At 55.7% G+C, this 24,136-nt stretch carries 24 protein-coding genes; 16 read left to right on the top strand and 8 right to left on the bottom strand.

The features are described 5' to 3' along the window. Positions 1–14: 14 nt before the first annotated feature. Positions 15–1,946, bottom strand: coding sequence for a molecular chaperone DnaK (gene dnaK / locus MWU39_RS06855; RefSeq protein WP_247159267.1), 1,932 nt, complete (start codon positions 1,944–1,946; stop codon positions 15–17). Positions 1,947–2,123: 177 nt separating this feature from the next. Between dnaK and MWU39_RS06860 the strand changes: the two genes are divergently transcribed. Together MWU39_RS06860 and MWU39_RS06870 are read left to right on the top strand one after the other, a co-directional pair. Beyond that, positions 2,124–2,654: a copper chaperone PCu(A)C gene (locus tag MWU39_RS06860; RefSeq protein ID WP_247159268.1), complete on the top strand. Its 531-nt coding sequence runs from the start codon at positions 2,124–2,126 to the stop codon at positions 2,652–2,654. A gap of 637 nt (positions 2,655–3,291) precedes the next feature. Further along, positions 3,292–3,960, top strand: coding sequence for a crotonase/enoyl-CoA hydratase family protein (locus tag MWU39_RS06870; RefSeq protein ID WP_247159269.1), 669 nt, complete (start codon positions 3,292–3,294; stop codon positions 3,958–3,960). Positions 3,961–3,971: 11 nt separating this feature from the next. Here MWU39_RS06870 and grpE read toward each other — a convergent pair whose 3' ends face one another. Both grpE and hrcA read right to left on the bottom strand, forming a co-directional pair. Then, positions 3,972–4,568 carry a nucleotide exchange factor GrpE gene (grpE, locus tag MWU39_RS06875; RefSeq protein ID WP_247159270.1) on the bottom strand — a complete coding sequence of 199 codons (597 nt, stop codon included), beginning with the start codon at positions 4,566–4,568 and terminating at the stop codon, positions 3,972–3,974. Between the two features lie 17 nt (positions 4,569–4,585). Further along, positions 4,586–5,641, bottom strand: a complete 1,056-nt coding sequence (gene hrcA / locus MWU39_RS06880) for a heat-inducible transcriptional repressor HrcA (protein WP_247159271.1) — start codon at positions 5,639–5,641, stop codon at positions 4,586–4,588. Between the two features lie 104 nt (positions 5,642–5,745). Between hrcA and rph the strand changes: the two genes are divergently transcribed. Beyond that, positions 5,746–6,459: a ribonuclease PH gene (gene rph / locus MWU39_RS06885; RefSeq protein WP_247159272.1), complete on the top strand. Its 714-nt coding sequence runs from the start codon at positions 5,746–5,748 to the stop codon at positions 6,457–6,459. Next, positions 6,456–7,085 carry an RdgB/HAM1 family non-canonical purine NTP pyrophosphatase gene (rdgB, locus tag MWU39_RS06890; RefSeq protein ID WP_247159273.1) on the top strand — a complete coding sequence of 210 codons (630 nt, stop codon included), beginning with the start codon at positions 6,456–6,458 and terminating at the stop codon, positions 7,083–7,085. The genes rph and rdgB overlap by 4 nt, the downstream gene beginning before the upstream one ends. Here rdgB and MWU39_RS06895 read toward each other — a convergent pair whose 3' ends face one another. Beyond that, complete coding sequence (locus MWU39_RS06895; RefSeq protein ID WP_247159274.1) at positions 7,086–7,742, bottom strand: CAP domain-containing protein; 657 nt, start codon at positions 7,740–7,742, stop codon at positions 7,086–7,088. 168 nt (positions 7,743–7,910) lie between these two features. Here MWU39_RS06895 and hemW point away from each other — a divergent pair, with 168 nt between their 5' ends. The 3 genes from hemW to MWU39_RS06910 all read left to right on the top strand — a co-directional run bounded on the left by hemW (position 7,911) and on the right by MWU39_RS06910 (position 10,355). Continuing rightward, positions 7,911–9,062, top strand: coding sequence for a radical SAM family heme chaperone HemW (hemW, locus tag MWU39_RS06900; RefSeq protein WP_247159275.1), 1,152 nt, complete (start codon positions 7,911–7,913; stop codon positions 9,060–9,062). Further along, positions 9,059–9,958, top strand: coding sequence for a tyrosine recombinase XerC (locus MWU39_RS06905; protein ID WP_247159276.1), 900 nt, complete (start codon positions 9,059–9,061; stop codon positions 9,956–9,958). Before hemW ends, MWU39_RS06905 begins: the two co-directional genes overlap by 4 nt. Positions 9,959–10,031: 73 nt before the next feature. Then, positions 10,032–10,355, top strand: coding sequence for a hypothetical protein (locus MWU39_RS06910; RefSeq protein ID WP_247159277.1), 324 nt, complete (start codon positions 10,032–10,034; stop codon positions 10,353–10,355). A 73-nt stretch (positions 10,356–10,428) separates the two neighbouring features. Here the strand turns inward: MWU39_RS06910 and gshB are convergent, their stop codons facing one another. From gshB to rsmI, 3 genes are read right to left on the bottom strand one after another with little or no spacing between them, the layout of a single operon-like run. Beyond that, positions 10,429–11,382, bottom strand: a complete 954-nt coding sequence (gene gshB, locus MWU39_RS06915; protein ID WP_247159278.1) for a glutathione synthase — start codon at positions 11,380–11,382, stop codon at positions 10,429–10,431. Positions 11,383–11,406: 24 nt separating this feature from the next. After that, on the bottom strand, positions 11,407–11,763 hold the full coding sequence (locus MWU39_RS06920) for a YraN family protein (protein WP_247159279.1): 357 nt from the start codon (positions 11,761–11,763) through the stop codon (positions 11,407–11,409). Then, positions 11,760–12,617, bottom strand: a complete 858-nt coding sequence (rsmI, locus tag MWU39_RS06925) for a 16S rRNA (cytidine(1402)-2'-O)-methyltransferase (protein ID WP_247159280.1) — start codon at positions 12,615–12,617, stop codon at positions 11,760–11,762. The genes MWU39_RS06920 and rsmI overlap by 4 nt, the downstream gene beginning before the upstream one ends. Before the next feature lie 40 nt (positions 12,618–12,657). Between rsmI and MWU39_RS06930 the strand changes: the two genes are divergently transcribed. The 8 genes from MWU39_RS06930 (at position 12,658) to MWU39_RS06965 (ending at position 21,410) form a co-directional block, all read left to right on the top strand. After that, positions 12,658–13,845 (top strand): penicillin-binding protein activator, encoded by a 1,188-nt coding sequence (locus MWU39_RS06930; RefSeq protein WP_247159281.1) that lies wholly within the window; start codon positions 12,658–12,660, stop codon positions 13,843–13,845. A 75-nt stretch (positions 13,846–13,920) separates the two neighbouring features. Then, a complete protein-coding gene (gene parE / locus MWU39_RS06935; protein WP_247159282.1) occupies positions 13,921–15,912 on the top strand; it encodes a DNA topoisomerase IV subunit B in 1,992 nt (663 codons plus the stop codon). Further along, complete coding sequence (locus MWU39_RS06940; RefSeq protein ID WP_247159283.1) at positions 15,905–16,279, top strand: hypothetical protein; 375 nt, start codon at positions 15,905–15,907, stop codon at positions 16,277–16,279. Before parE ends, MWU39_RS06940 begins: the two co-directional genes overlap by 8 nt. 51 nt (positions 16,280–16,330) lie before the next feature. Continuing rightward, positions 16,331–16,855 carry a sigma-70 family RNA polymerase sigma factor gene (locus tag MWU39_RS06945; protein ID WP_247159284.1) on the top strand — a complete coding sequence of 175 codons (525 nt, stop codon included), beginning with the start codon at positions 16,331–16,333 and terminating at the stop codon, positions 16,853–16,855. Next, entirely contained in the window at positions 16,852–17,427 is a 576-nt protein-coding gene (locus MWU39_RS06950) for a hypothetical protein (RefSeq protein WP_247159285.1), read from the top strand. The genes MWU39_RS06945 and MWU39_RS06950 overlap by 4 nt, the downstream gene beginning before the upstream one ends. Before the next feature lie 43 nt (positions 17,428–17,470). Next, entirely contained in the window at positions 17,471–18,790 is a 1,320-nt protein-coding gene (locus MWU39_RS06955; RefSeq protein WP_247159286.1) for a serine hydrolase, read from the top strand. A 105-nt stretch (positions 18,791–18,895) separates the two neighbouring features. Beyond that, the gene (locus MWU39_RS06960) at positions 18,896–19,753 is read left to right on the top strand and encodes a MoxR family ATPase (RefSeq protein WP_247159287.1); all 858 of its coding nucleotides are present in this window, start codon (positions 18,896–18,898) and stop codon (positions 19,751–19,753) included. Positions 19,754–19,847: 94 nt separating this feature from the next. After that, positions 19,848–21,410: a hypothetical protein gene (locus tag MWU39_RS06965; protein ID WP_247159288.1), complete on the top strand. Its 1,563-nt coding sequence runs from the start codon at positions 19,848–19,850 to the stop codon at positions 21,408–21,410. Here MWU39_RS06965 and MWU39_RS06970 read toward each other — a convergent pair whose 3' ends face one another. After that, complete coding sequence (locus MWU39_RS06970) at positions 21,411–22,811, bottom strand: methyl-accepting chemotaxis protein (RefSeq protein WP_247159289.1); 1,401 nt, start codon at positions 22,809–22,811, stop codon at positions 21,411–21,413. A 133-nt stretch (positions 22,812–22,944) separates the two neighbouring features. Between MWU39_RS06970 and MWU39_RS06975 the strand changes: the two genes are divergently transcribed. Beyond that, on the top strand, positions 22,945–24,129 hold the full coding sequence (locus tag MWU39_RS06975; protein WP_247159290.1) for a VWA domain-containing protein: 1,185 nt from the start codon (positions 22,945–22,947) through the stop codon (positions 24,127–24,129). Positions 24,130–24,136 lie beyond the last annotated feature (7 nt).

Below are 24,136 nucleotides of genomic sequence, written 5' to 3' on the forward strand. Positions count from 1 at the left end.
TTTCCATCAGGACATTAGTCCTTTTTGTCTTCGTCGACCTCGGAGAATTCAGCATCGACGACGTCTTCGTCGGCTGGTTCATCAGCGGCTGCATCAGCACCAGCATCTCCACCTTCAGGTGCAGCAGCCTGCTCCTGTTCGTAAATTTGCTGGCCCATCTTCATCGCCGCTTCGGTCAGAGCCTGCGCTTTTGCGCTGATCTCTTCGCCGTCGTCGCCTTCAAGAGCTGTCTTGGTTGCTGCGAGTGCTTCCTCGACAGCCGACTTGGTGTCAGCGTCGATCTTGTCACCATGCTCTTCGAGCTGCTTCTCGGTCGCGTGGACAAGACTGTCTGCTTGGTTGCGAGCTTCTGCCGCTTCCTTGCGCTTCTTGTCTTCGTCCGCGAATTTCTCCGCGTCTTGGACCATCTGGTCGATATCGCTGTCGGAAAGACCGCCAGACGCCTGGATCTTGATCGTCTGTTCTTTGCCGGTGCCTTTGTCCTTAGCAGCAACCGAAACGATGCCGTTCGCGTCGATATCGAATGTCACTTCGACTTGCGGCACGCCGCGCGGTGCTGGCGGGATGCCGACAAGGTCAAAGTTGCCAAGCAACTTGTTATCGGCCGCCATTTCACGCTCGCCTTGGAAGACTTTGATCGTCACGGCCTGCTGATTGTCTTCAGCGGTCGAGTAAGTCTGTGTCTTCTTGGTCGGGATCGTGGTGTTGCGATCAATCATGCGTGTGAATACGCCGCCAAGCGTCTCAATGCCGAGCGAAAGCGGGGTCACGTCCAGTAGGAGAACATCTTTAACGTCACCCTGCAGAACGCCAGCCTGAATTGCCGCGCCCATGGCAACAACTTCATCGGGGTTCACACCAGTGTGCGGTTTCGCTTCGAAGAATTTCTCAACGACTTCACGAACTTTCGGCATTCGGGTCATACCGCCAACAAGGATAACCTCGTCGATCTCGTCCTTGGAAACGCCGGCATCTTTCAAAGCCTTTTTACAAGGATCAAGAGTGCGGTTGATTAGATCGCCAACCATCTTTTCAAGGTCGGAACGGCTGATCGTTTCCACGAGGTGCAATGGAGTGGATGAACCACCTTCCATGCGCGCGGTGATAAACGGCAAGTTCACTTCTGTCGTGGCTGAGCTCGAGAGTTCGATCTTTGCCTTTTCAGCAGCTTCTTTCAGGCGTTGAAGAGCGAGCTTATCGGTCTTCAGATCCATGTTTTCTTTCTTGTTGAACTGCTCGGCGAGCCACTCAACAATCGCATTGTCAAAGTCTTCACCACCAAGGAACGTGTCGCCGTTGGTCGATTTAACTTCGAATACGCCATCACCGATTTCGAGTACGGAAACGTCGAAAGTACCGCCGCCAAGGTCATAAACGGCAATGGTTTTGCCGTCTTCTTTGTCCATGCCGTAAGCAAGAGCAGCGGCAGTCGGCTCATTGATAATACGAAGAACTTCAAGACCAGCGATCTGGCCAGCATCCTTGGTCGCCTGACGTTGAGCATCGTTGAAGTATGCAGGAACGGTGATAACCGCTTGTTGCACATCTTCACCGAGATAGCTCTCAGCGGTTTCTTTCATCTTTTGCAGAATGAAAGCCGAAACCTGGCTTGGCGAATATTCCTCACCGCTTGCCTCGACCCATGCATCACCGTTTTTGCCTTTGACGATGTCGTATGGAACCAATTCCATATCTTTCTTCGTCAGCGGATCGTCGAACCGGCGACCGATCAAACGCTTGATCGCAAAAAGTGTGTTGTCGGGATTGGTCACTGCCTGACGCTTGGCCGGCTGACCGATCAACCGTTCGCCGTCTTTCGTGAAAGCGACGATAGAAGGTGTCGTGCGTGCACCTTCAGAATTTTCGATTACCTTCGGCTTACCGCCGTCCATCACAGAGACACAGCTGTTAGTCGTGCCGAGGTCAATACCGATTACTTTACCCATTATTTCCCCATCCATTGGACGTTGTTGGACACCGCCTTCGTGCGTTTCCCCGGTGGAATATCCTTTGGGCAAAACGCCTCGGCGGCTCGAATATGAGCGGGATATAGGTGCGGTTTTGCTTGGCACAAGAGATCAAGCGCACTAGTTTTCATGTCATCTGATGAGGGGACAACGATAATGATTACGCCAAACAAAAGCGGTCGCGCGCTCAAATCCGTCTTGGCTGCAGCAACTTTGGCAGGCACGGTTACTCTGTCGGCATGCGGCGGCGAGGCTGACACAGCAGTCGAAGAAGTAGCTGGCACAATTCCGGGCATGAGCATCGAGAATCCACGGATGGTTCTGAACGCCGTGGAGGGCAACCCAGCAGCTGTGTATTTTAAATTGAAATACGATGCCGATCGCGGGCTCTCGATAGCGACAGCGGAAGTCGCACAAGCTGGTAGTTCGACGCTCCACGATTATGGCGAATACGACTTCAAAGTGCAGATGATGGAAGCTCTTCCAATAACTCTTACAAAGGGCACGGAAGTCGAATTCAAGCCCGGCGGCTTACATGTGATGGCATTCGACCCATCGCCAGAGTTGAAACCCGGTTCAAAGGCCGAGGTTACACTGCGGGTCTCAGGCGGACAAACTCATACTTTTGAAGCAGAGGTGCTCGCCGCTGGTGATGAGCGTGCCGCAGCCACTGGTGACGAAGGCTGATCAAAGCAGCGCCTCAAGCGACAAGCCAATCGAAGCCTCCCGCTTGTGCGGTCGGAGGCGAGCGCCATTTAACGTCCGGTGAGGTTGCTCTCGCCCAGACGATATTTGGCGGCGCCATTGACTATGGTCAGGTCAAAATAAAGCGACGGAAGTTTTTTCCGTTTCAACCGAAGCGAATAACAATGGCTCCACGTGGCCATTTGCATTTCCATCCGAAGGGTCACGCATATTGCGATGATTTTTCGGTAGAGAGTTTGGAAAAGCAGGGGCATCTTGTCCACGAACTTACCCATGTATGGCAGACGCAAACACGCGGTGATTGGTATCTAATTCTGAATCGGCATCCGTTCTGCCGTTATGAGTATGCGCTAAAGCCTGGAAAACCTTTCCGAGAGTACGGGATTGAGCAGCAAGCGGAAATTGTGAAACACGCTTTCTGGTTAAGGCATGGGGCGAAAGTCGCAGGAGTATCGGACAAGACAGCGTACGATGTCCTGGTCAATTTCAGCGGTGCAACGCGATAGCTTGAACATTCTCAGTTGAAGTGACGCAGCGCGCCGTAACGGCATGAGAAATTCACGTTGAAACGAGCAAATTGCGAGGTAATCCTGCGCATTGAGTTATTCGGGAGCGAGAAATGATCACGACAGAAACAATTGACGGCGCGCACATCATCACGCTGGATGATGGGAAGGTGAACGCGCTCAACAAGGAAAAGCTCGATGCTCTCGTCGCCGCACTTTCAAAATGCGCGGGCGATCTGGCTCCCGTGGCAATACGCGGGCGCAAAGGAATATTCTCTGCCGGTTTTGACCTGAAAGGATTTGGAGCCGGCCCAGAAATAGCGACCGCTCAATTGCAAGCTGGCAAAGACGCCATCCTCGCGATTTTGCGCCACCCTGCGCCTGTTATCACCGTCTGCGAAGGCCACGCCTACCCGATGGGAGCATTCCTGATGTTGGCGGCCGACCACGCCATCGGTGCTGAGGGAGAATTTGTCACGGGCATGAACGAAAGTGCGATCGGAATGGCATTACCGATTTATCCGATGATCCTTGGAGCCGCTCGCCTAAATGCGCACGGACGGAAAGCCGTTGCGACATCGGAGATGTTCAATCCAACTGATGCAGCAAAGGTAGGCTATTTCCAGAACGTAGTCGCCCCAGACGCCGTGGACGCAACGCTTCAGGCGACCCTAAAGCACATGAAGGGCCTTAACGCTGGAGCGTTCAATGCGAATAAGACCGCAATGAACGCCCAACTGATTGCAGATATTGAAGCCAGCCCCCTACCTGATTTCGGGTAGGGCAGAACCGATCAGTCAGGCTTTTTGGCCACGCCAACCATTGCAGGTCGAAGCAGGCGGTTTTTGATCATCCAGCCCGACTGCATTTCCTGCACAATAGTGCCCGGTTCTTTCTCGTCCGTTGGCACTTCCATCATCGCCTGATGCTGGTTCGGATCAAGCGGCATGTCCATCGCCGCGATGCGCTCAATGCCGTTTTGCTTGAAGACTTTCTCAAGCTCTCGCTGTGTCGCTTCGATGCCGACGACAAGACCTTTCATCTTTTCGTCTTCACGCAGGCTTTCGGGGATCGCATCGACAGCGCGTGACAGATTGTCCCAAACGCTCAAGACATCGCGGGCAAAGCCGGTCGCGGCATAATTGCGGGCATCCTGAATGTCCTTTTCCGCGCGGCGGCGAACATTCTGCGTGTCGGCTTTGGCGTAAAGAACTTCCTGCTTTGCTTCGTCGAGATCACGGCGCAGCGATTCCAGCGCTTCGTTTGCGTCATCGGCGCAAGCCTCATCCGTCTCATCACTATCTGTGAGAAACTCTTCTGGCACGCCTTTCAGTTCCGCTTTTACGTCTTCATTCGCCGCGTCATCCTGCGGCTTGTCGTTGTCGATCATGTCTTTTGATGTTCCGTCTAAACGATGAGCTTGTCCAACGAACGGCCAAGCGATCTTGCTGTTAAATCAACCATGGGGACCACGCGCGCGTAATTCAACCTTGTGGGGCCAATCACGCCCAGAACTCCCACAACACGGCCTTCACGATCACGATAGGGCGAAGCGATGACCGACGAGCCGGAAAGACCGAAAAGCCTGTTCTCGCTGCCTATAAATATGCGCGTCGCATCGGCGTCCCGTGCGCTCTCCAAGAGGCTTGCAACAGATTGTTTGTCTTCCAAATCATCGAGCAGAGAGCGGACGCGGTCGATATCGTCCAGTGCGGCGTCGTCCAGCAAGTTTGCTGCACCGCGAACGATTAGGACGGGCCGCTCGTTTGCATCCTCGCTCCAAACGGCAAGTCCGCGTTCCACCAAGTCCCGGCTCGCATCATCAAGCTGCGTTTGCCCCGTTGAAATCTCTGCGCGCATCGCCTGCGACGCTTCGGCAAGCGTACGGCCTGCAAGCCGGGCCGTGATATAATTCGTCGCCCGGTCGAGCGAACTTTGGGTCAGCGCACCGCCCAATTCAACAACGCGGTTCTCGACACCGCCATCTTCCCCAACAAGGACCGCAAGCGCCCTACCCTGACCCAAATCGACAAGGTTGAATTGCGCGAGTTTCTGCTCGCGTGTCGGGACCATCACCATGCCCGCTGCGCCGGACAGATCAGACAGCAGCGCGCTCGCTTGTTTCAGAGCGTGTTCGACCGGGCCGCTTTCCGAAAGCCGCGCTTCAATCTGAGCGCGTTCGTCTTTCGTCGGCTCGGCCACCCGCATCATGCCGTCTACGAATATTCTCAAGCCCGCATCGGTAGGAAGGCGTCCGGCGCTCGTATGCGGCGCGGCGAGCAGACCGAGGCTTTCCAAGTCAGCCAATACGGAACGGATAGAGGCGGATGAAAGGTTGAGCGTACCATCGGACGCCAGTGTCTTTGACCCGACCGGCTGCCCGCTATCGATATAACCCTCTACCACCCGCCGGAAAATCTCCCGGGCGCGTTCGGTCAGTTCGGTGATAGGTGGTGAGGCCATTACCCCCATTTAGCGAAGGATCGGCGTTCGCCAAGCCTTGCGGTGTTGCATGATCCCCTTCACACCCCGCGACAACACGAATCAGAACAAGCAGGAGCTACCAAATGCGCCCTTCAGGACGCGCGCCAGACGAAATGCGCGCTATCACAATTGAAACCGGATACACCAAGCACGCTGAGGGTTCCTGTCTAATCAGTTTCGGGGATACGAAAGTTCTTTGCACCGCCTCGGTTGAAGAGCGCATTCCGCCTTGGCTTCGCGGTAAAGGCGAAGGCTGGGTCACAGGCGAATATTCGATGCTCCCCCGCGCCACGCACACGCGCGGTAGCAGAGAGGCCGCGCGCGGCAAGCAATCGGGTCGAACTCAGGAAATTCAGCGTCTTATTGGACGTTCTTTGCGTGCTGTGGTCGATCTCAAGAAGCTGGGCGAACGTCAGATCACCTTGGACTGCGATGTTATCCAGGCCGACGGTGGTACGCGCACAGCCTCGATTTCGGGCGCATGGGTCGCCCTGCGTCTCGCCGTGAACAGCCTGATCGCTTCGGGGGACCTCAAAGAAGATCCGATCACAGCGCAGGTCGCAGCCATCTCCTGCGGGATATATAAGGGCACGCCGGTCCTCGATCTCGACTATCCCGAGGATAGCGATGCCGATGCTGATGCAAACTTTGTGTTGATTTCGGGCGGACAGATTGCGGAAGTTCAAGCCACCGCTGAAGGCGCGACCTACGATGAAGAAGGCCTTCTACGCCTCCTGCGTCTCGCCAACATTGGCTGCGACGGCATCTTCAAGGCACAATTGGAAGCGGTAAAATGACACGAAAGCTGGGTGGCGGGTCGCTTGTGATCGCGACCCACAATTCGGGGAAACTCAAAGAGATTTCCGCGTTGCTTGACCCTTACGGAATGAAGTGCATTTCGGCGGGTTCTCTGGGCCTGCCGGAACCTGCCGAAACGGGTGCAACTTTCGCTGAGAACGCCCTTATCAAAGCGCGCGCGGCGGCGGAGGCTTCGGGCTTGGCCGCGCTTGCCGACGATAGCGGCCTCGGTGTTGATGCTCTCGGCGGGCGTCCCGGCGTATACACTGCGGATTGGGCCGAGCGGCAATGGTTCGAAGGGGAGCCAGGCCGCGACTGGTACATGGCGATGGGCAAGGTCGAAGGCTTCTTGCAACAGCAAGGCGTCGGAACTGATCGTTCGGCAGCGTTCCACTGTGTGCTGGCGCTCGCTTGGCCAGACGGTGAGCATGTTGTTTATGAAGGCAAGTGCTCAGGTTCGCTGACATGGCCACCACGCGGTGAGATGGGCTTCGGATATGATCCGGTCTTCATTCCTCGCGGTGCGGAGCAGACTTTCGCCGAAATCGAACCGTCAGAAAAACACGCGATCAGCCACCGCGCCGACGCATTTGCCAAACTTGTCGCGGATCAATTCGGCGTCTGACTAGTAGGCAAACCGACCGACGAAGTTGCCCGGTGGACTGTAGCGGCAGACGAGAACATCACGGCCATTACCGGTAGCGATCCCGCATCCCAGCTTGGTTGTCTCGCGCCAGATGACCTGAGTGTAGTGCCCGACATCCTGCCAGCGCCCCGTGTTGCTCACATATGGGAAAGCGGCGTGGATGTAATACTGTTTCTCATCGATCCAACCGGCGGCCATTCGCTCGTAAGAAAATGCTCCTTGCGTACCTGCCCACAGGTTTTCGCCTTGGCCGACACGGGTGCTGCCTGCGCTGTGTTCAAATCTACCACTTGACGCCAATTCCTCGGCATATGCTAGAGCCTGTGCGTTGAGATCATCATCAAGGACAAGCGCAGGAGTGCCCACCTCTTGGCGGGCTGCGTTATGGTCGCGCAACATTACCTCAAGCATTTGCTCCTGACGCGACGATGCGGTGCCAGTCGTTGGCGAAGGACTTGGGGTTGGAGAAGGACTTGGGCTCGGGCTCGGGGAAGGCGATGGGCTTGGCGAAGGCGCCACTGCACCGGAATTGCCGCTATGAGCTGGTCCATCGCCCCCGCCGCAACCGGACAGCGCACTCGCCATCGAAACAATCATTATACCGGTCGTGTAGAACATTTTTGGGCCCGTTTTCATGCATCTGCCTTTGACTGACCATGTGAAAGATCGATTGAACAATCATGCTTAATGTCCGTTAGTCAAAACCATTGGGCTCGCTTTTCTCACCGCTGGTGGTTTGTCGGGTCATTTACCGGGACAAACTGATCGATTGGCTTTTTCACCCGCGCATCGCATAGGGAGAATGTGGCGAAAGCACTCTATATCCACTGGCCCTTCTGCGCGAAGAAATGCCCCTATTGCGACTTCAATTCGCATGTCCGCGACACTGTTGACGTGGGTGTTTGGGAAGCATCTTTGCTCGCCGATATGCGGGCGGAGGCTAAGGTCGCTAGCGGTGAAACGCTTTCCTCGATCTTCTTTGGAGGGGGGACGCCGTCTCTGATGCCACCTGCATTGGTGGGCTCGCTGCTTGCCGAAGCAGAGGCATTGTGGGGTTTCGATGAGGGCATCGAGATCACCCTTGAGGCCAATCCATCCTCTGTAGAAGCAGCCAATTTCGCCGCGTTGGCAGGTGCGGGCATCAATCGCGTATCGCTCGGCGTGCAGTCTTTGGACGACGAAACTTTACGTTGGTTAGGGCGACTTCACGGGAGCCTAGAAGCACTGAACGCGCTTGAGACAGCGCAAGAACACTTCAAGCGCGTCAATTTCGACCTGATTTATGCCCTCCCCGATCAGACACCCGCGCAATGGCAATCGCAGCTGGAAACAGCTCTAAAATTCGGCACTTCTCATTTATCGCTTTACCAACTCACAATCGAACCGGGCACAAGGTTCGCAACAGATGTGCGGCGCGGCATTTTTGAACCGCTTGATGATGACGCCGCAGCAGAATTGTTTTCGCTTACGCAGGAATTGACTGAGGCGGCGGGGCTACCCGCCTACGAAACCAGCAACCATGCGCGTGTTGGCGAGGAAAGCCGGCACAATCTCACCTATTGGCGATATCAGGATTACGCGGGCATCGGTCCGGGCGCGCATGGCAGACGCGGTGGTTTTGCGACCACACGGCACAAGAAGCCCGAGAATTATCTGACTGCCGTGAAAGACCGCGGTCACGGTATTGCGGAACAGCGGATGCTTTCCGCCAGCGACCAAGCTGCCGAAGCCTTGCTAATGGGTCTGCGCCTTACCGAGGGGATTGACCTTACATACATGGCAGAGCGTTTCGGATTGCCCGCTGCAGCTTTGATCAAATCCGACAAGTTTGAGCAATATCGCGACCTCGGCCTGATGTGGGCTGATCAAGGACGGATCGGCGTTATGCCCGCTGGTCGTCCGCTTCTCGACGGACTTCTCGGAGAGATCGTCGCCGATACGTTGGTGGAGGCATGAGCCGCGAAGACATCCTCGGCGCGTGGCACTCATTTCTCACTGATAGCAAGCGGCGATCCCCGCATACCGTCCGCGCCTACACATCGGCGGCGCAGCGCATTATCGTGGCCAAGGATATTTCCAGTTTTGCGGAGGTCGCATCGCTCGAAGCGCATGATTTGCGCGCGCACCTCGCCTCGCGCCGGGCCGAGGGACTGGCCAATACCAGCGCCGCGAGAGAGTTGTCCGCGCTGAAAGCCTTCATCGCATTTGCCCGCAGCGAAAGCGGCGATCCCGATCCATCTGCGCCCCGCGTTCGCGGCCCCCGGCTCAAAAAAGGGCTGCCCCGCCCCATTACGCCCGACGAAGCCGTCAACATCGCCGATATGGTGGACGACACCGCGAGCGACGATTGGGTCGGCGCAAGAGATCGCGCAGTGCTGCTGCTGATGTACGGATCAGGCCTGCGAATTGCCGAGGCCCTGTCTCTCAATGGCGGCGATGTCCCTCTGGGAGAAACCCTTCAGGTGACGGGGAAAGGCGGCAAGCAGCGCGTCGTGCCGCTCCTGCCAATAGTACGGGAAGCCGTATCAGAATATGCCAGCGCCTGCCCCTACCCCCTCGCGCCGAAAGAACCCTTGTTCCGCGGCGCAAAAGGCGGAGCGTTGTCTCAGGGCATGGTGCAAAAGGCGATGGCAAAGGCGAGGCGGGCGCTTGGCTTGCCCGACACCGCGACACCGCACGCATTGCGGCATTCCTTCGCCACGCATTTGCTCAGCGCCGGAGCGGATTTGCGGAGTTTACAGGAGCTATTGGGCCACGCCTCGCTGGGATCAACGCAGATTTACACCAAGGTCGATGCGGCCGGCTTGCTGGAGAATTATCGAAGTGCGCATCCTAGGGCGGGGAAGGGTTAGGTTGAAGTAGAAAGCGGACGTTCCGCTAACGACCCACTTGCGGGCATTCACAACTGCACTAAAATCGAAACCCATGGCTCTGCACGCAGGATTATTGGACATCTTGAGGTTCTTCGCTTCGTCTGCGGACGAACAGATTGTCTATCTCACAAGTCGAGAATGGGACAACAAAGATGAACTTGACGAGCTGATTGATGATTTTTTTGAGGAGCTGGTCCCAATAATGGATGCTAAGGATCAGTGGCGATCACAGTATCCATACATCAGTAAACTCTACGACACGTTCCCCGATAAGTGGGAGGAGGACGAGACTGTAAGCTCCATCGCAGCTCTGAAGAGTGGCGCATTTTGGCAGAGTATAAGGGCAATCGCGAAGTCAGCTCTTGTGCAGCAGTAGACTTTATCGGATGCCTGCCCCCACCTCTGAGAACAGACATAGTCGTGTCCAACCATGCTAGGTAAAAGCCGACTTAACCGGCCAACCGCGCCTCAATCGCATCCCAGATCATGCCCGCCGTATCCGTCCCATTAAACTTATCAATCGCCACAATCCCCGTTGGCGATGTGACGTTGATCTCGGTCAGCCATTTGCCGCCGATTACGTCGATGCCTACGAATGTTAGGCCGAGTCTTTTCAATTCCGGTCCCATCGCGTCGCATATTTCCTGCTCGCGCTCGGTTAGCCCCGTCGCTTCTGCGCTGCCGCCCATTGCCAGGTTGCTGCGGAACTCTCCCTCGCCCGGAATACGGTTGATCGCGCCTGCGACTTCTCCGTCGATCAGGACGATACGCTTATCGCCTTCGGCCACTTCGGGGAGGAACGGTTGAACCATATGCGGCTCTGGCCATGTCTGGTTGAAGACTTCAAACAATGCGGTGAGGTTGTCGCCGCTATCCGGCACGCGGAAAATTGCCTTGCCGCCATTGCCGTGGATCGGCTTTACGACGACCGCGCCGTGCTCTGCCATAAAGCGCTTAACCTCATCGGGTGAACGCGTGATCAGTGTCGGCGGCATGAAACGGCGATAATCCAGCACCATCACCTTTTCAGGCGCATTGCGGACATTGGCGGGGTCATTGACCACCAAAGTCTCGTCCTTGATCCGCTCAAGCAGGTGGGTCGCGGTGATATAGCCCATGTGAAACGGGGGATCCTGACGCATCAGGATCACATCGATATCTTTGCCGAGATCGAGCCGCTGCATCTCGCCTTTCGCAACGTGATCTCCAACAACGCGCTGCAACTTCACAGGTGCGCATTCGGCAAAGAGGCGGTCATCCGCATCCAGTGTTAAGCTTTCGACGTGGTATTCAAAAACTTCGTATCCGCGCTCCTGCGCCGTAAGCATCAGGGCAAAGGAGCTGTCGCCAGCGATATTGATATCTTCGATTGGGTCCATCTGGACCGCGACGCGCAAGGTCATGCGGAAATCCTCTGGTCTTTACCTTTAGGGTTGAAACGCGTTGGTGATGTGGCGTGGCCGGGTGCCGGGTGCAAGGAGGATCACGTCGATCCGCAAATCATCATCCGGTTCGGCATGCTCGTGAGCGACAACTTCGGCCGCAGCAGCAACTCGCAAAAGACGGCGTTCATCAATCGCCGTATCGAGATCGGCGGCACGTTTGCGCCATTTTACCTCGATAAAGGCGGTGAGGCTGTCTTTTCGAGCGATCAGATCAATCTCGCCAACGGGTGTTTTGACCCGCTCGGCCAGAATTTGCCAACCTTGCTGCGCGAGCCATTGCGCCGCCTGCACCTCTCCTTCGCGCCCCTTACGCTCCGCAATTTCGCGCTTCGCAGTCACAGCGATTTCAGCTCGACTGCTCGGGAATACAGTGCCTGCCGGTCGAGACCGGTTGCTTTCGACACTTTGGCAGCGGCCTTGCTCGGGCTCATTTCCTCCAAAGCTTCGCGCAGCAACGCATCCGGATCGGACAACAGCGTCTTTTCACCCGGCGGCCCGATCAGCAAAACGATCTCGCCCTTCGGAGGACGGGCGGCATAATGTTCCGCAAGCTCGCCAGCGGTTCCAGTGCGGCATTCCTCGTGCAGTTTGGTCAATTCTCTTGCCACGGCGACCTCTCGATCAGGCCAAAATTCGGCAATCGTGCGCAGGCTACGCTCAAGGCGCGGGCCGGTCTCATAAAATATTAGGGTGGCACCAATCTCGCCAAGCTCCGACAAAATGTCTCCGCGCGCTTTCTCTTTCACCGGCAGAAAGCCTGCAAACAAGAACCGGTCATTCGGAAGTCCGGCGAGCGTCAGGCCAGTGATCGCTGCGCAAGCGCCGGGAAGGCTGGTGACGGCAATGCCAGCATCACGGGCGTCGCGGACCAATCGGTAACCCGGGTCCGAGATTAAAGGCGTCCCCGCATCGCTTACCAAGGCAACCGGCTGAGAGCGGGCCAAGTCGATCAAACTCTGCCTTTGTCGGTCCGAAGCGTGATCGTCATATCGCTGCATCCGTGTCGACACACCGCAATGTTTGAGCAATTTGCCTGTTACACGAGTGTCTTCGCAGGCGATTATCTCGCACCGGCGCAGCACGTCGACAGCACGAACCGTTACATCGCCAAGATTGCCAATCGGCGTCGCTACAATATAAAGCCCCGGTTTTAGAGGTTTACTAAGGGCTGATTCAGGATCGGGCGTGTTCATATGTCCCCATCTTTGGAGCAGCGATCAGGGGTCGGCAAGAATGAAGAGTTTGGGCACAACAATTTCGCGCGTATTTTCGAAGCGCGGGCTCGCCATTGCGGGCACAGCTCTGCTGCTCGGTGGGTGCTCGGTCATTCCGAAAACCGGTCCGTCGCAGACCACAGGCCCGGTCGCCACACCGACGCCAGAACCTAGCGCGACCGCACTGCCCAGCGATGCAACGCGGCACCGTGTTGCTTTGCTTGTCCCAATGGGCGGCAACACCTCTGCTGTGGGACAGTCGCTTGCCAATGCGACAACAATGGCATTGCTCGATACCAACGCAAACAATCTGCGCATCACGACCTATGATACATCCAAAGGCGCAGGCGCAGCAGCCCGCCGTGCCATTGCAGACGGTAACAAGCTGATCCTCGGCCCGCTTTTGGCTGAAAATGTGCCGGCGGTTCAGGCCGCGGCCCGCCCAGCCAAGGTTCCAGCCATTGCGTTCTCGAATGATACCCGCGTCGCAAGTGCGGATGTCTTTCTGATGGGGCATGTTCCAGAACAATCCATCCGCCGCTCGGTCGCCTATGCTCGGGCACGCGGATCAAACAACTTTGCGGCACTCGTTCCGGAAGGCACCTACGGGCAGCGATCTTTTGATGCGCTGACTAGTGCCCTTAGCGACTACGGCGGCAACTTGATCGGTTCGGCGCAATATGCGCGCGGCAACACATCAATTGTAAGCGCGGCTCAGCGCCTTCGGGCAGCTGGCGGATATGATACAGTGCTGATCGCCGATGGCGCGCGCCTTGCAGTTCAGGCTGCGGGCGAAGTGCGAAGCAGCGGAGCAGAAGGAACGCGGATTCTCGGAACCGAATTGTGGAGCGGCGAGTCCGTTCTCACTCGCTCTGGCGCAATCAACGGTGCTATCTTCTCGGCAGTGTCCGATGGCCGCTACAAACGTTTTGCCGACAGTTACGAAGCGCGCTTTGGCAATAAACCGTATCGTATTGCGACGCTGGGATATGACTCGGTGCTGCTGACCCTCCGCGTGGCCCGGGACTGGCGTGTAGGGCGAAACTTCCCGACTTCGATGATGTTCGACCGGGGCGGTTTCCTAGGCGTTGACGGACCGTTCCGATTTGGAAGAGATGGTATCGCGGAACGAGCGCTGGAAGTCCGTGAAGTGCGCAGCAACTCTGTTGTACCTGTTGAAGCGGCACCAACAAGCTTCGGCGGCTAAGCTGGTTCATTAAAACCGGAGCAAAACAGGCTGCGCTCGCTTGTGAGCGCGGCCTTGCGTGTCCATATCGGATATATGTCCGACGATCTGTTTGAAAATACGCCCACATCCAGCGGCGATTATGATTCATCTTCCATCGAGGTGCTGGAGGGTCTTGAACCCGTTCGCCGCCGCCCAGGGATGTATATTGGCGGCACGGATGACCGCGCCCTGCACCATCTCGCCGCCGAAGTTCTCGACAATTCGATGGACGAGGCTGTCGCAGGTCACGCCAACCGCATTGAGATGCGTTTGGAGGAAGGCAATCGTCTGACCATTTCGGACAATGGCCGCGGCATTCCGGTTGATGAACATCCCAAGTTTCCGGGCAAGTCCACGCTCGAAGTGATCCTTTCTACGCTTCACTCGGGCGGCAAATTTTCCGGCAAGGCATACGCAACTAGCGGTGGTTTGCACGGCGTCGGCGTGAGTGTCGTGAATGCGCTCTCATCTGATACTCGGGTCGAGGTTGCCCGAGACAAGAAACTGTTCGCGCAAGAATTTGCCAAGGGTCAAACCCTCGGGAAATTGCAAGAACTGGGCGCGGCCCCCAACCGCCGCGGCACGCAAGTCAGCTTCACACCGGACACAGAAATATTCGGCGATAGGCAGTTCAAGCCGCACCGCCTATTCAAGCTGGCTCGCTCAAAGGCATACCTGTTTGCAGGCGTTGAAATCCGCTGGAAATGCGCAGAAAGTCTAACCAGCGAAGACGTACCGGCAGAAGCAACTTTCAAATTTCCCGGCGGTCTTGCCGATCATTTGCGTGAACAGATCGGCGGACGCGAATGCGTTACGGCCGAACCGTTTGCCGGCAATCAGGAGTTTCCCGAGAACGCCGAGGGTCAGGCACAGGGCAAAGTCGAATGGGCCATTGCGTGGCCGCTATTTTCCGACGGTTCGACGAGCTGGTATTGTAACACCGTTCCAACGCCCGATGGCGGAACGCATGAACAAGGCTTGCGGGCTGCACTTACCAAAGGACTTCGCGGCTTTGGCGAACTCACTGGCACGAAAAAAGCCAAGGACATCACCGCCGATGATGTGATGACCGGCGCCGAGATTATGCTCAGTGTCTTTATCCGCGATCCGCAATTCCAGTCCCAAACGAAGGATCGCCTGACTTCACCGGAAGCAGCACGCCTTGTCGAGAATGCTGTCCGCGATCATTTCGATCACTTCCTCACCGACAATATGGAGCGCGGCAAAGCGCTGCTTGGCGAGGTGATGGAGCGAATGGACGAGCGCTTGCGCCGCAAGCAGGAACGCGAAGTCAAACGCAAGACCGCAACCAATGCTAAGAAACTTCGCCTACCCGGCAAACTCACGGATTGTTCCGGCGAAACCGATAAAGAAACCGAACTGTTCATCGTCGAAGGCGACTCCGCTGGCGGCAGCGCAAAGCAAGCGCGGGATCGCAAGACACAAGCGATCCTTCCGATCCGGGGTAAAATCCTAAACGTCGCGAGCGCCACTGCGGACAAGATCCGGGCGAATGCCGAAATCGCCGATCTTGGCCTCGCGCTCGGTTGCGGCACGCGAAAAGACTGCGACGCAGAGGCCCTGCGCTATGACCGCGTAATCATCATGACCGATGCCGATGTTGACGGCGCGCATATTGCGACACTGCTGATGACGTTCTTCTTTCAAGAAATGCCTGACCTCGTGCGCAAAGGGCATCTATTCCTTGCGCAGCCTCCGCTCTACCGTCTGACAGCGGGCAAGGAGAGCCGGTATGCGCGCGATGACGAGCACCGGGCCGAACTGGAAGCAACCGTGTTCAAAGGCAAGAAAGTCGAAGTCGGCCGGTTTAAAGGCCTCGGCGAAATGAACCCTCAGCAGCTTCGTGAAACAACGATGCACCCCGATACCAGATCGCTCATTCGGATCACGCTTCCGCCTGAGTTCGAAGATCGTGCTGCTGTAAAAGAGCTGGTTGACCAGCTTATGGGCCGTAACCCGGAACACCGGTTCAATTTTATCCAGAACCGCGCGGGTGAGATGGACCGCGATATGATTGATGCTTAACGGCGACGACCGAAAGTACCCTGACCCGCGCGAGGAAGACATTTACGCGGGTGACCGCCGGATTTCGCGTCCTGACGTCTCGCTTCCAGATTGGGAAGTTCCCGACACCGCTTACCGCCCTATACCAATCGTCTGGTTCACCGGCGCTTTTATGGTCCAGTTGATCGCGATCACAGTTTTTCTGTTCGCTCTGGCTTCACAAGAGCCGTGGTTGACCGTTGTCATGTCCGCTCTTGCCACCGGAGCGATTGGCAAATGGACATGGGATCGCGGCATGGGAACAGCCGGACTTGGATGGAGATCTGCAACGGTGATCATGCTCGTCTTCAACATGATGTTCGCGGTCTCGGCCTCTCATATCTTTTAAAAATCTGATGCCGCTTTGTAAGAAATTCGAAGCGGAACAGACTAAAGGGGTATGAGCAAGCAAGCAGAAGCCCTTTACCGCGAAGCCGGAGAGAAATTCGCCCCGGCCATTGCGCGTCTCGCGAGGGCTGTCGAGCGCGATGCGGAAAAGGCGCGCGACCTAGAACAGGATATCCACTGCGCGATCTGGAGCAGCCTTGTGCGCTTCAAAGGCGAAAGCACGTTGAAAACGTGGGTCTATCGGGTCGCGCACAATGTCGCCGCCGATCACATAGCAACTGAGGCGCGCGGGCCGAAAAAGGTGCCGCTTGAAGAAATTGAAACGCTTCCCGCCACCGGCAACCCGGAAAAGCAAGCGGCCGAGCGGCACGCGCTTGGGCAGATCACCACACTGATCCGCGAGCTCCCACCGCTGGACGCACAGGTCATCATCCTATGGCTGGAAGGCGAAAGCGGCGCGGATATCGCCGATATTACAGGCCTTTCAGCCAATGCGATCAGTGTTCGCATTCACCGCATCAAGACGCTGCTTGCAGCGCATTTTTCCAGTCCTGAAAGCAAAGGAGCCTCGTTATGAACACTCCCCCCCTTCCCGAATGGTGCGAAGCCGCACCCGAAGCAGCGTTTAGCCCGCCAACGGATTGCGCAGCACGTGCGGATAGGTTTGAGCGTAGGATCAAACGGCGGAACATTGTCGAATATGCTGCCGGCATCATCGTCGCTATCGTCTCCGGCGTCGGCGCTATCGCATTTCTACGTGAGGGCGAAGGCCTTCTCAGTATCGCCATGGCGCTGATGGCTTTGGGCGCGGTTACAGTCATGTGGGGCCTTTATCGGCGCGGCAGCAATCTCATCCGTCGTCCCGAGGATCAGTGCCTCACGCACCTTCGGCGGCAATACCAACGGCAGTATGATGCTCTGCGCTCTGTCCCTCGATGGTATCTCGCGCCATTGGTTCCCGGCTTGGCGATGCTTTATGCTGTAAGATTGTCGCAATCCGCACAGCAAATCGGATGGGCTGAGGCCGCATCCCAAGCCATCATCCCGGTCACCACGTCAATTGCAGTTTTCGCGGGCGTGGCGCTGCTCAATTGGTGGGCCGCTCAAGGGTTGAAGAGCAAACTCTCATCTCTCAACTCACTGGCATAAGTGGCCTTTCTGGATTAGCATTTTGGGAATTCGGAGGACAAAGATGAAGCCGCTTAAATCAGTCAGCACAGCGTTGGCATTGTTATTAACGTTCGCATTCGCTCCAACAACTCCGCTTGCTGCGCAAGATGGTGCAGCACCCGACCAAGCAGAATTGGCGCCAATCCAGATGCGCAGCGAACAAGTCATCGCCCTGCTCAACGGCGAATTGGATGTTCCGCTGGAAGAGATCTTCACCGATGGTTTCTTGCAAGCCGTACCGGAGGCGCAACTCAAGGGATTATCAACCCAGCTGACCACGCAATTTGGCCGCGCAGTGTCCGTTGAAAAGCTAGCTCCTCCCGCCGGCATCCGATCAGCATTGGCCATCCGCATGGAGCGCGCGATTGGCAGAGGCGGCATCGCGATCGATCCGAATGATGATAACCGCATCAGTGAATTGCTGTTTCGAAGCTTTGATCCAATCGATGACTCTGTCGAGAAGATCACTGCGGACCTCAACGCCCTTCCCGGCAAAGTCGGTGTGTATTTTGGCCCAATCGACGGGGAGAACCCGATCATAGGCGTGAACACAGACGACCAATTTGCAATCGGATCGACCTTTAAAGTCTATGTGCTCGCGGCGCTGAACCGTCGGATCAAAAGCGGGGAGGAATTCTGGGATACCACGACCGACCTTTCCATTGCCCGCCGCAGTTTCCCGAGCGGTATGATGCAAGATTGGCCAAATCCCGCGCCCGTTACTCTGCAAACACTGGCGACTATGATGATCTCGATCAGCGACAATACCGCGACCGACGCGCTTATGCGCCATGTTGGAGTCGACGCTGTCATCGATGAAATGATTGCGAGCGGCCATTCTCAACCGCAGAGAAACGTACCGTTTCTAACAACCCGGGAAATGTTCGCACTCAAAGCTGCTGGTGATGAAACCCTTACTCGTTTTCGAGCTGCTCCGGTTTCTGAAAAAGCCGAAATTCTTCGTCAATTGAACGATAGCGATCTGGACGTGAACCTTGTTCAATCCGCGTTTTCGGGTGGTCCGGTGGCTTTGGATGTCGAGTGGTTTGCGAGCCCGAATGACCTGCGCAAGCTCTACGTCCATATGCTAGATCAAGGCTCCGACGTCCCATTGAAGGTCATGAGTGTGAACCCGAGCATGGCAGACAATGGCTGGCAGAACTGGTCCAGAGCGCACTACAAGGGAGGCTCAGAACCCGGCGTGCTCAACCTCACTTGGCTTCTCTATAACCGCGCTGGTTTCCCTTATGTCTTGACACTCAGCTGGAACAATCCGGATGCGAATGTCGATGAAACCGCACTTGAACTGCTTGCTCAAAGGATCATGGCACTCCCACTTTGATGATTGTTGAGCAATGGCGCATATCGGCCCTCTTGCGCGCTTGGCCTGTGCGCCCTATCGCGCTTTGAAAATAAGTTTCGAATGCGGACTAATCAAAGGGACACCATGACCGACCAGCAGAGCTTTGACGGAACCAGCGACTACATCGCGACTGACGATCTTAAAGTTGCGGTGAACGCTGCCGTAACTCTGCGCCGCCCGCTTTTGGTCAAAGGCGAACCGGGAACGGGTAAAACTGTTCTGGCGCACGAAATCTCCAAAGCTCTCGGCGCGCCGATGATTGAGTGGAACGTCAAATCGACCACCAAAGCGCAGCAAGGTCTGTATGAATACGATGCGGTTGCCCGTCTGCGCGATGGTCAGCTCGGCGAAGAACGCGTCCACGACATCCGTAACTACATCAAGAAAGGTAAGCTTTGGGAGGCATTCACGTCGCCCCAGCTGCCTGTCCTATTGATCGATGAAATCGACAAGGCCGACATCGAATTCCCGAACGACCTGCTTCAGGAACTCGATCGCATGAGCTTTGACGTTTACGAAACGCAAGAGCGCATCGAAGCCAAAGAGCGCCCGATTGTGGTAATTACGTCGAACAACGAGAAAGAATTGCCGGACGCATTCCTGCGTCGCTGCTTCTTCCACTACATCAAGTTTCCCGATCGCGAGACAATGCAATCGATCATCGATGTGCACTATCCGGGAATCCAGAAGACGCTCGTTAAGAAAGCAATGGATATCTTCTACGAACTGCGTGAAGTTCCAGGACTGAAGAAAAAACCTTCGACTAGCGAACTACTCGACTGGCTCAAACTTCTAATGAATGAAGATATGCCACTCGAAACTCTACAAGATTCCAATCCAAACAATGCAATACCGCCACTTCACGGCGCACTGCTCAAGAACGAGCAAGACGTGATGATGTTTGAACGGCTTGCATTTATGGCGCGCCGCAACCCGACTTAAGCACAGCGCCAGCTTTTTCATTTTAACCGGACAGCGTTGCTTTTTCCGGTCAATTTGTATTGTATAGTCTACTTCGTGGGTAGGGAGTGGGGCTATGGAACTATTTGCACAATACAATTCAAAGCGCGGGCTGATCGTTACTTTGCTGGGCAGCGCCAGTTTGCTGGCGGCGTGTAGCGCGGAAACGGACGCAGACAGCGAGACGTCTGGTGATATTGCATTCTGCACCTCCCCCGCCCCGATGCCCGCCGGTTTTGGATATCCCGTATCCGAAACAGAGATCGCCGAATGGGTGGCTAACCGCGACGAACAAGCCGCTCGTGCGCATGGCTGGAAACTGTTCGCAGGCCTGCAAACCGAAGCGGGCGATGCTTGGGTCTGGCGCAGCTGGTGCACCGAAACCCAAGCCTTTGCCGTAACAGGCGATGATCCCGCAACCGATACCGGCACCGGTAAGCAGGCAATGCTTGCTGCTCAAAGCGAGGCACCGATGCGGGCTTTCAAGCTCGACAACGGACTGACCAGCGGCGAGGAACCGATCAATTTTGATGACGCACCGACATATGCTGTTCCGCAGCCGGTGCTGGACAAATATGCAGGCTCGGAATGCTTGGTTGCGGCCGCAGGGAAGCCGCCGAGCCTCGCCAATGGTCCGACTTTCCAGAACAATGGCGATATCCTGATCGCGGGCGTGACTTACAATGCATCTGCATTTGACTGGATCCGCGAAACCAAGATCTACGACGCATCGGTTTTGCAGGGGATGCGCCCTGCGTCCGATATGACGAAGCAGATTGATCCGTTCCCAAATGAGGCAATCGCGCTGAAACCAATGCTCTGGCCCATCAAAGGCTCCGGTTACACAGCGGTGCCCGTTTGGGATGATCTTTCAGAAGATTATGGTCGATATTCCGGGTTTGAAATTCAATCTCAATGGCCGCGCGCTGTTGCTGTGACCACATCGGTCAATTCCGATGAGCCTGTCACAGTTACTATGCTCGAACAGGCAGGTGTTACCCAGAAAGTGGGCGGTGAAACAAAACCCCTTGGTCCAAACGTTTATGACGTCGCGGCTCCTGTGAGCGTTGACGATTTCTACAATTTCACGCCAGACTTGGCCAAAATCGACCAATGCGACAATGCGCTGCTCGATTTCTCGGCCTATTATGCTTTTGGCAGAATGTTCGAACAGGGCGACATGCTCGCTCTGGTTGCGATGCACATCCAAACCAAAGAACAACCAAGCTGGACGTTTCAATCAATCTGGTGGAGCGACAGGCCTGATGATGGCCCATATGCAGTAGACCGCCCCGACATTCCTAACGCTAGCGGGCCATGGCAAAACTATTTGATGGCATCGACATACGGTTGGCCAGAAGTCGAAGGCGGTAACACTTGGCCTATCGCTTACAACCCATACATCGAATTGGCGGCCGCTCACCCGATCAAAACAAACTGCCAGAATTGTCATCAGCGCGCTTCGTTTCCCGGTCAGAAAGACAACTATCTGCAAACGGGTGGCCCGGGCGCGTTGGACGTGTTCACCTATGACGGAAATGACATTTTTGCCGGCCTGATCGGTACAGATGCCCTGTGGTCAATCTCTGACAGGGCGATCTGTCCCGATGGCAATAGGCCGCCCTGCAAAGTTGATTAGTCAGTCAAAGCTGTAGGCAATCTCAAAGTCGCCCCAACGGCGGCCTTTGATGAAGAGCGGAATGTAAACATTGCGTACGACGATATAGCGTTCTCCGTCGCCTTCCTGACGGTAAACCGCCATCATGTACGGCGCATTGCTCTTTTTAGCCGCGACATCGCAACCTTCGAGCAATATGCGGCCGTTGCGACAATATGCCGTGTCATGCGCAACATCACCCGTGGGCTTACGAGATTTGGCGCTAAGATGTGTCGGCAGGAAACCGTTCATGTCGGTGCACGCAGCGGCAATCACCTGGGGATCGCTTGCATGGGCCGCATCCAATAGCTCTTGCCAGTTCTCGTCCGCCCATTCCGACAGATTTGTCCGATACAATTGCGGGTTTGTTCCTGCTACTTCGACGTAATCCTGATCGAAGAACGCTGTTTCCGAAATCTTGCCTTCATCAATGGCATTTTCGGCGCGGTCGACAATTCCAGCCAACATTTGCTGTGCGCGATCAACCATTGCGCTGTCCTGCGGCGAGAGGCCGGCATGAACGATCCTGTCGAACATTTCGCTTGCCGTCAGTTCCAGCTCTTCCATCTTGCCATGCGCGCCCTCGAGCTGCTCCTCGTTGGTTCGCGCAGCTTTATCGAAGCTTATCAATACGTCCTGTACGGCATCAACATGGCTGCTGATGGTTCCGGTCGAGCGGGCGATGACATCATTCTGTTTGTCAACTTCTTCAACCAGTTCCCCGACGCTCGAAATCGTGCTCTCGATACGAGAGACTGACGCCTTTGCTTGACTGCTTGCCTCCGAACCGGCCTCGATACGGCCAATGACTTCGCCTGCTTCCGCACCCAGCGCTTCGACAGTCTGCGAAATCTCTTCGGTCGCCTTGCGCGTATCATTGGCAAGGCTCTTTACCTCGCTTGCGACAACCGCGAACGTCCGGCCTGCATCGCCAGCACGCATGGCCTCGATGGTTGCATTAAGGGCAAGAATGTTCGTTGTTTCAGCAATATCATCAATGTCTTGTGCGCTACGGCGAACCTGCTCCATCGCTGCGGAAAAGCTCGTCACATGTTGGCCCAGAGTATCGACCAATTCGAGCAGACCGTTGATCTGCCCCAATGACGACTGGATCAATGCGGTGCCTTCACCAAGACGCTCAATCGCACGCTCAGACAGCAGGCGGGCTTCGTCGCTTGCCTCGGACACCAGAGCCTGATCGGCCTCAAGAGCCGCGACCGTCCCGCGAAGAGCCTCGTGCTCTTCACGCAAGGTTTCGGATGACTTGATAACTTTTTCAACAACACCAGCAACGTCGGTGCAACCCACCGTAACGGCTCCGCAGCTTTCTGGAATTTTATCGAGTGCAGATGCGCTCGCAGTATCGATAGTAATCGGCTTCATTTTGCGCCCGCTTTGTTTGGGAATTGATTATGCTGATGGTGAGTAAGCGGTGATGGTTAGCGAAAGTTTAACTCAGCCTATCTGAATGCGGTTAAGGGCTGGAAACTGCCCATTTACGCAGCTACACGAAGTTATGTTTTTCAACTTTATGGATGAACTGCGCGAAGCAGGCATTGGCGCAAGTTTCAAAGAACACCTCACGCTTCTCGAAGCGCTTGAAAAAGACGTGATCGAGCAGACGCCCGAGGCTTTCTATTACCTGAGCCGCGCGACCTTTGTGAAAGACGAAGGGATGCTGGATCGGTTTGATCAGGTTTTTCACAAAGTTTTCAAAGGTATTATGTCCGATTATGCACAGAACCCGGTCGATATTCCTGAGGATTGGCTGAAGAACGTTGCCGAGAAATTCCTCACCGAAGAGGAAATGGCCGAGATCGAAAAGCTTGGCGATTGGGACGATATCATGGAGACGCTCAAGAAGCGTCTCGAAGAACAAGAAAAGCGGCATGAGGGCGGCAACAAATGGATTGGAACAGGCGGCACATCGCCGTTTGGTAACTCAGGTTACAATCCCGAAGGCGTGCGCATAGGCGGCGAGAGCAAGCACAAGCGGGCGATCAAAGTTTGGGAAAAACGGGAATTCAAGAACCTCGACAGCACTAAGGAGTTGGGCACCCGCAATATCAAAATGGCTTTGCGCCGATTGCGCCGATTTGCACGCGAAGGTGCGGCGGACGAGCTTGACTTAGACGCTACGATTGATGGCACAGCAAAGCAGGGTTGGCTCGATATTCACATGCGCCCTGAACGACACAATGCGGTGAAGCTGTTGCTGTTTCTGGATGTCGGCGGATCAATGGACCCCTTCATCAAGCTTTGCGAAGAGCTATTCAGCGCGGCAAACGCTGAGTTTAAAAACCTCGAATTTTTCTACTTTCACAACTGCCTTTATGAGGGTGTTTGGAAGGACAACAAGCGGCGATGGCAAGAGCGCACCAAGGTTTGGGATGTGCTCCACAAATACGGCCATGACTACAAAGTGATCTTTGTCGGCGATGCTGCGATGAGCCCCTATGAAATCACGCATCCCGGCGGCAGCGTTGAACATATGAACGAAGAAGCTGGTGCCGTGTGGATGCAGCGTGTCACGAACACATATCCGGCAACCGTTTGGCTTAATCCCGTGCCTGAAAAGCAATGGAGTTATTCGCAATCGACCAAGATGATGAAAGAGCTGGTCAATGATCGGATGTATCCACTGACGCTCGAAGGTCTGGAAGATGCCACGCGGGAGCTAAGCCGCAAGCAGGGGCACTGATACAGAA

This window comes from Erythrobacter sp. F6033, from assembly GCF_023016005.1.
GTDB lineage: Bacteria > Pseudomonadota > Alphaproteobacteria > Sphingomonadales > Sphingomonadaceae > Erythrobacter.

Bases quoted from the DNA above. Each gene is read 5' to 3' on its own strand.
- dnaK (WP_247159267.1), bottom strand. From the start codon at position 1,946: ATGGGTAAAGTAATCGGTATTGACCTCGGCACGACTAACAGCTGTGTC.
- MWU39_RS06860 (WP_247159268.1), top strand. From the start codon at position 2,124: ATGATTACGCCAAACAAAAGCGGTCGCGCGCTCAAATCCGTCTTGGCT.
- MWU39_RS06870 (WP_247159269.1), top strand. From the start codon at position 3,292: ATGATCACGACAGAAACAATTGACGGCGCGCACATCATCACGCTGGAT.
- grpE (WP_247159270.1), bottom strand. From the start codon at position 4,568: ATGATCGACAACGACAAGCCGCAGGATGACGCGGCGAATGAAGACGTA.
- hrcA (WP_247159271.1), bottom strand. From the start codon at position 5,641: ATGGCCTCACCACCTATCACCGAACTGACCGAACGCGCCCGGGAGATT.
- rph (WP_247159272.1), top strand. From the start codon at position 5,746: ATGCGCCCTTCAGGACGCGCGCCAGACGAAATGCGCGCTATCACAATT.
- rdgB (WP_247159273.1), top strand. From the start codon at position 6,456: ATGACACGAAAGCTGGGTGGCGGGTCGCTTGTGATCGCGACCCACAAT.
- MWU39_RS06895 (WP_247159274.1), bottom strand. From the start codon at position 7,742: ATGAAAACGGGCCCAAAAATGTTCTACACGACCGGTATAATGATTGTT.
- MWU39_RS06905 (WP_247159276.1), top strand. From the start codon at position 9,059: ATGAGCCGCGAAGACATCCTCGGCGCGTGGCACTCATTTCTCACTGAT.
- MWU39_RS06910 (WP_247159277.1), top strand. From the start codon at position 10,032: ATGGCTCTGCACGCAGGATTATTGGACATCTTGAGGTTCTTCGCTTCG.
- gshB (WP_247159278.1), bottom strand. From the start codon at position 11,382: ATGACCTTGCGCGTCGCGGTCCAGATGGACCCAATCGAAGATATCAAT.
- rsmI (WP_247159280.1), bottom strand. From the start codon at position 12,617: ATGAACACGCCCGATCCTGAATCAGCCCTTAGTAAACCTCTAAAACCG.
- MWU39_RS06930 (WP_247159281.1), top strand. From the start codon at position 12,658: ATGAAGAGTTTGGGCACAACAATTTCGCGCGTATTTTCGAAGCGCGGG.
- parE (WP_247159282.1), top strand. From the start codon at position 13,921: ATGTCCGACGATCTGTTTGAAAATACGCCCACATCCAGCGGCGATTAT.
- MWU39_RS06940 (WP_247159283.1), top strand. From the start codon at position 15,905: ATGCTTAACGGCGACGACCGAAAGTACCCTGACCCGCGCGAGGAAGAC.
- MWU39_RS06945 (WP_247159284.1), top strand. From the start codon at position 16,331: ATGAGCAAGCAAGCAGAAGCCCTTTACCGCGAAGCCGGAGAGAAATTC.
- MWU39_RS06950 (WP_247159285.1), top strand. From the start codon at position 16,852: ATGAACACTCCCCCCCTTCCCGAATGGTGCGAAGCCGCACCCGAAGCA.
- MWU39_RS06955 (WP_247159286.1), top strand. From the start codon at position 17,471: ATGAAGCCGCTTAAATCAGTCAGCACAGCGTTGGCATTGTTATTAACG.
- MWU39_RS06960 (WP_247159287.1), top strand. From the start codon at position 18,896: ATGACCGACCAGCAGAGCTTTGACGGAACCAGCGACTACATCGCGACT.
- MWU39_RS06965 (WP_247159288.1), top strand. From the start codon at position 19,848: ATGGAACTATTTGCACAATACAATTCAAAGCGCGGGCTGATCGTTACT.
- MWU39_RS06970 (WP_247159289.1), bottom strand. From the start codon at position 22,811: ATGAAGCCGATTACTATCGATACTGCGAGCGCATCTGCACTCGATAAA.
- MWU39_RS06975 (WP_247159290.1), top strand. From the start codon at position 22,945: ATGTTTTTCAACTTTATGGATGAACTGCGCGAAGCAGGCATTGGCGCA.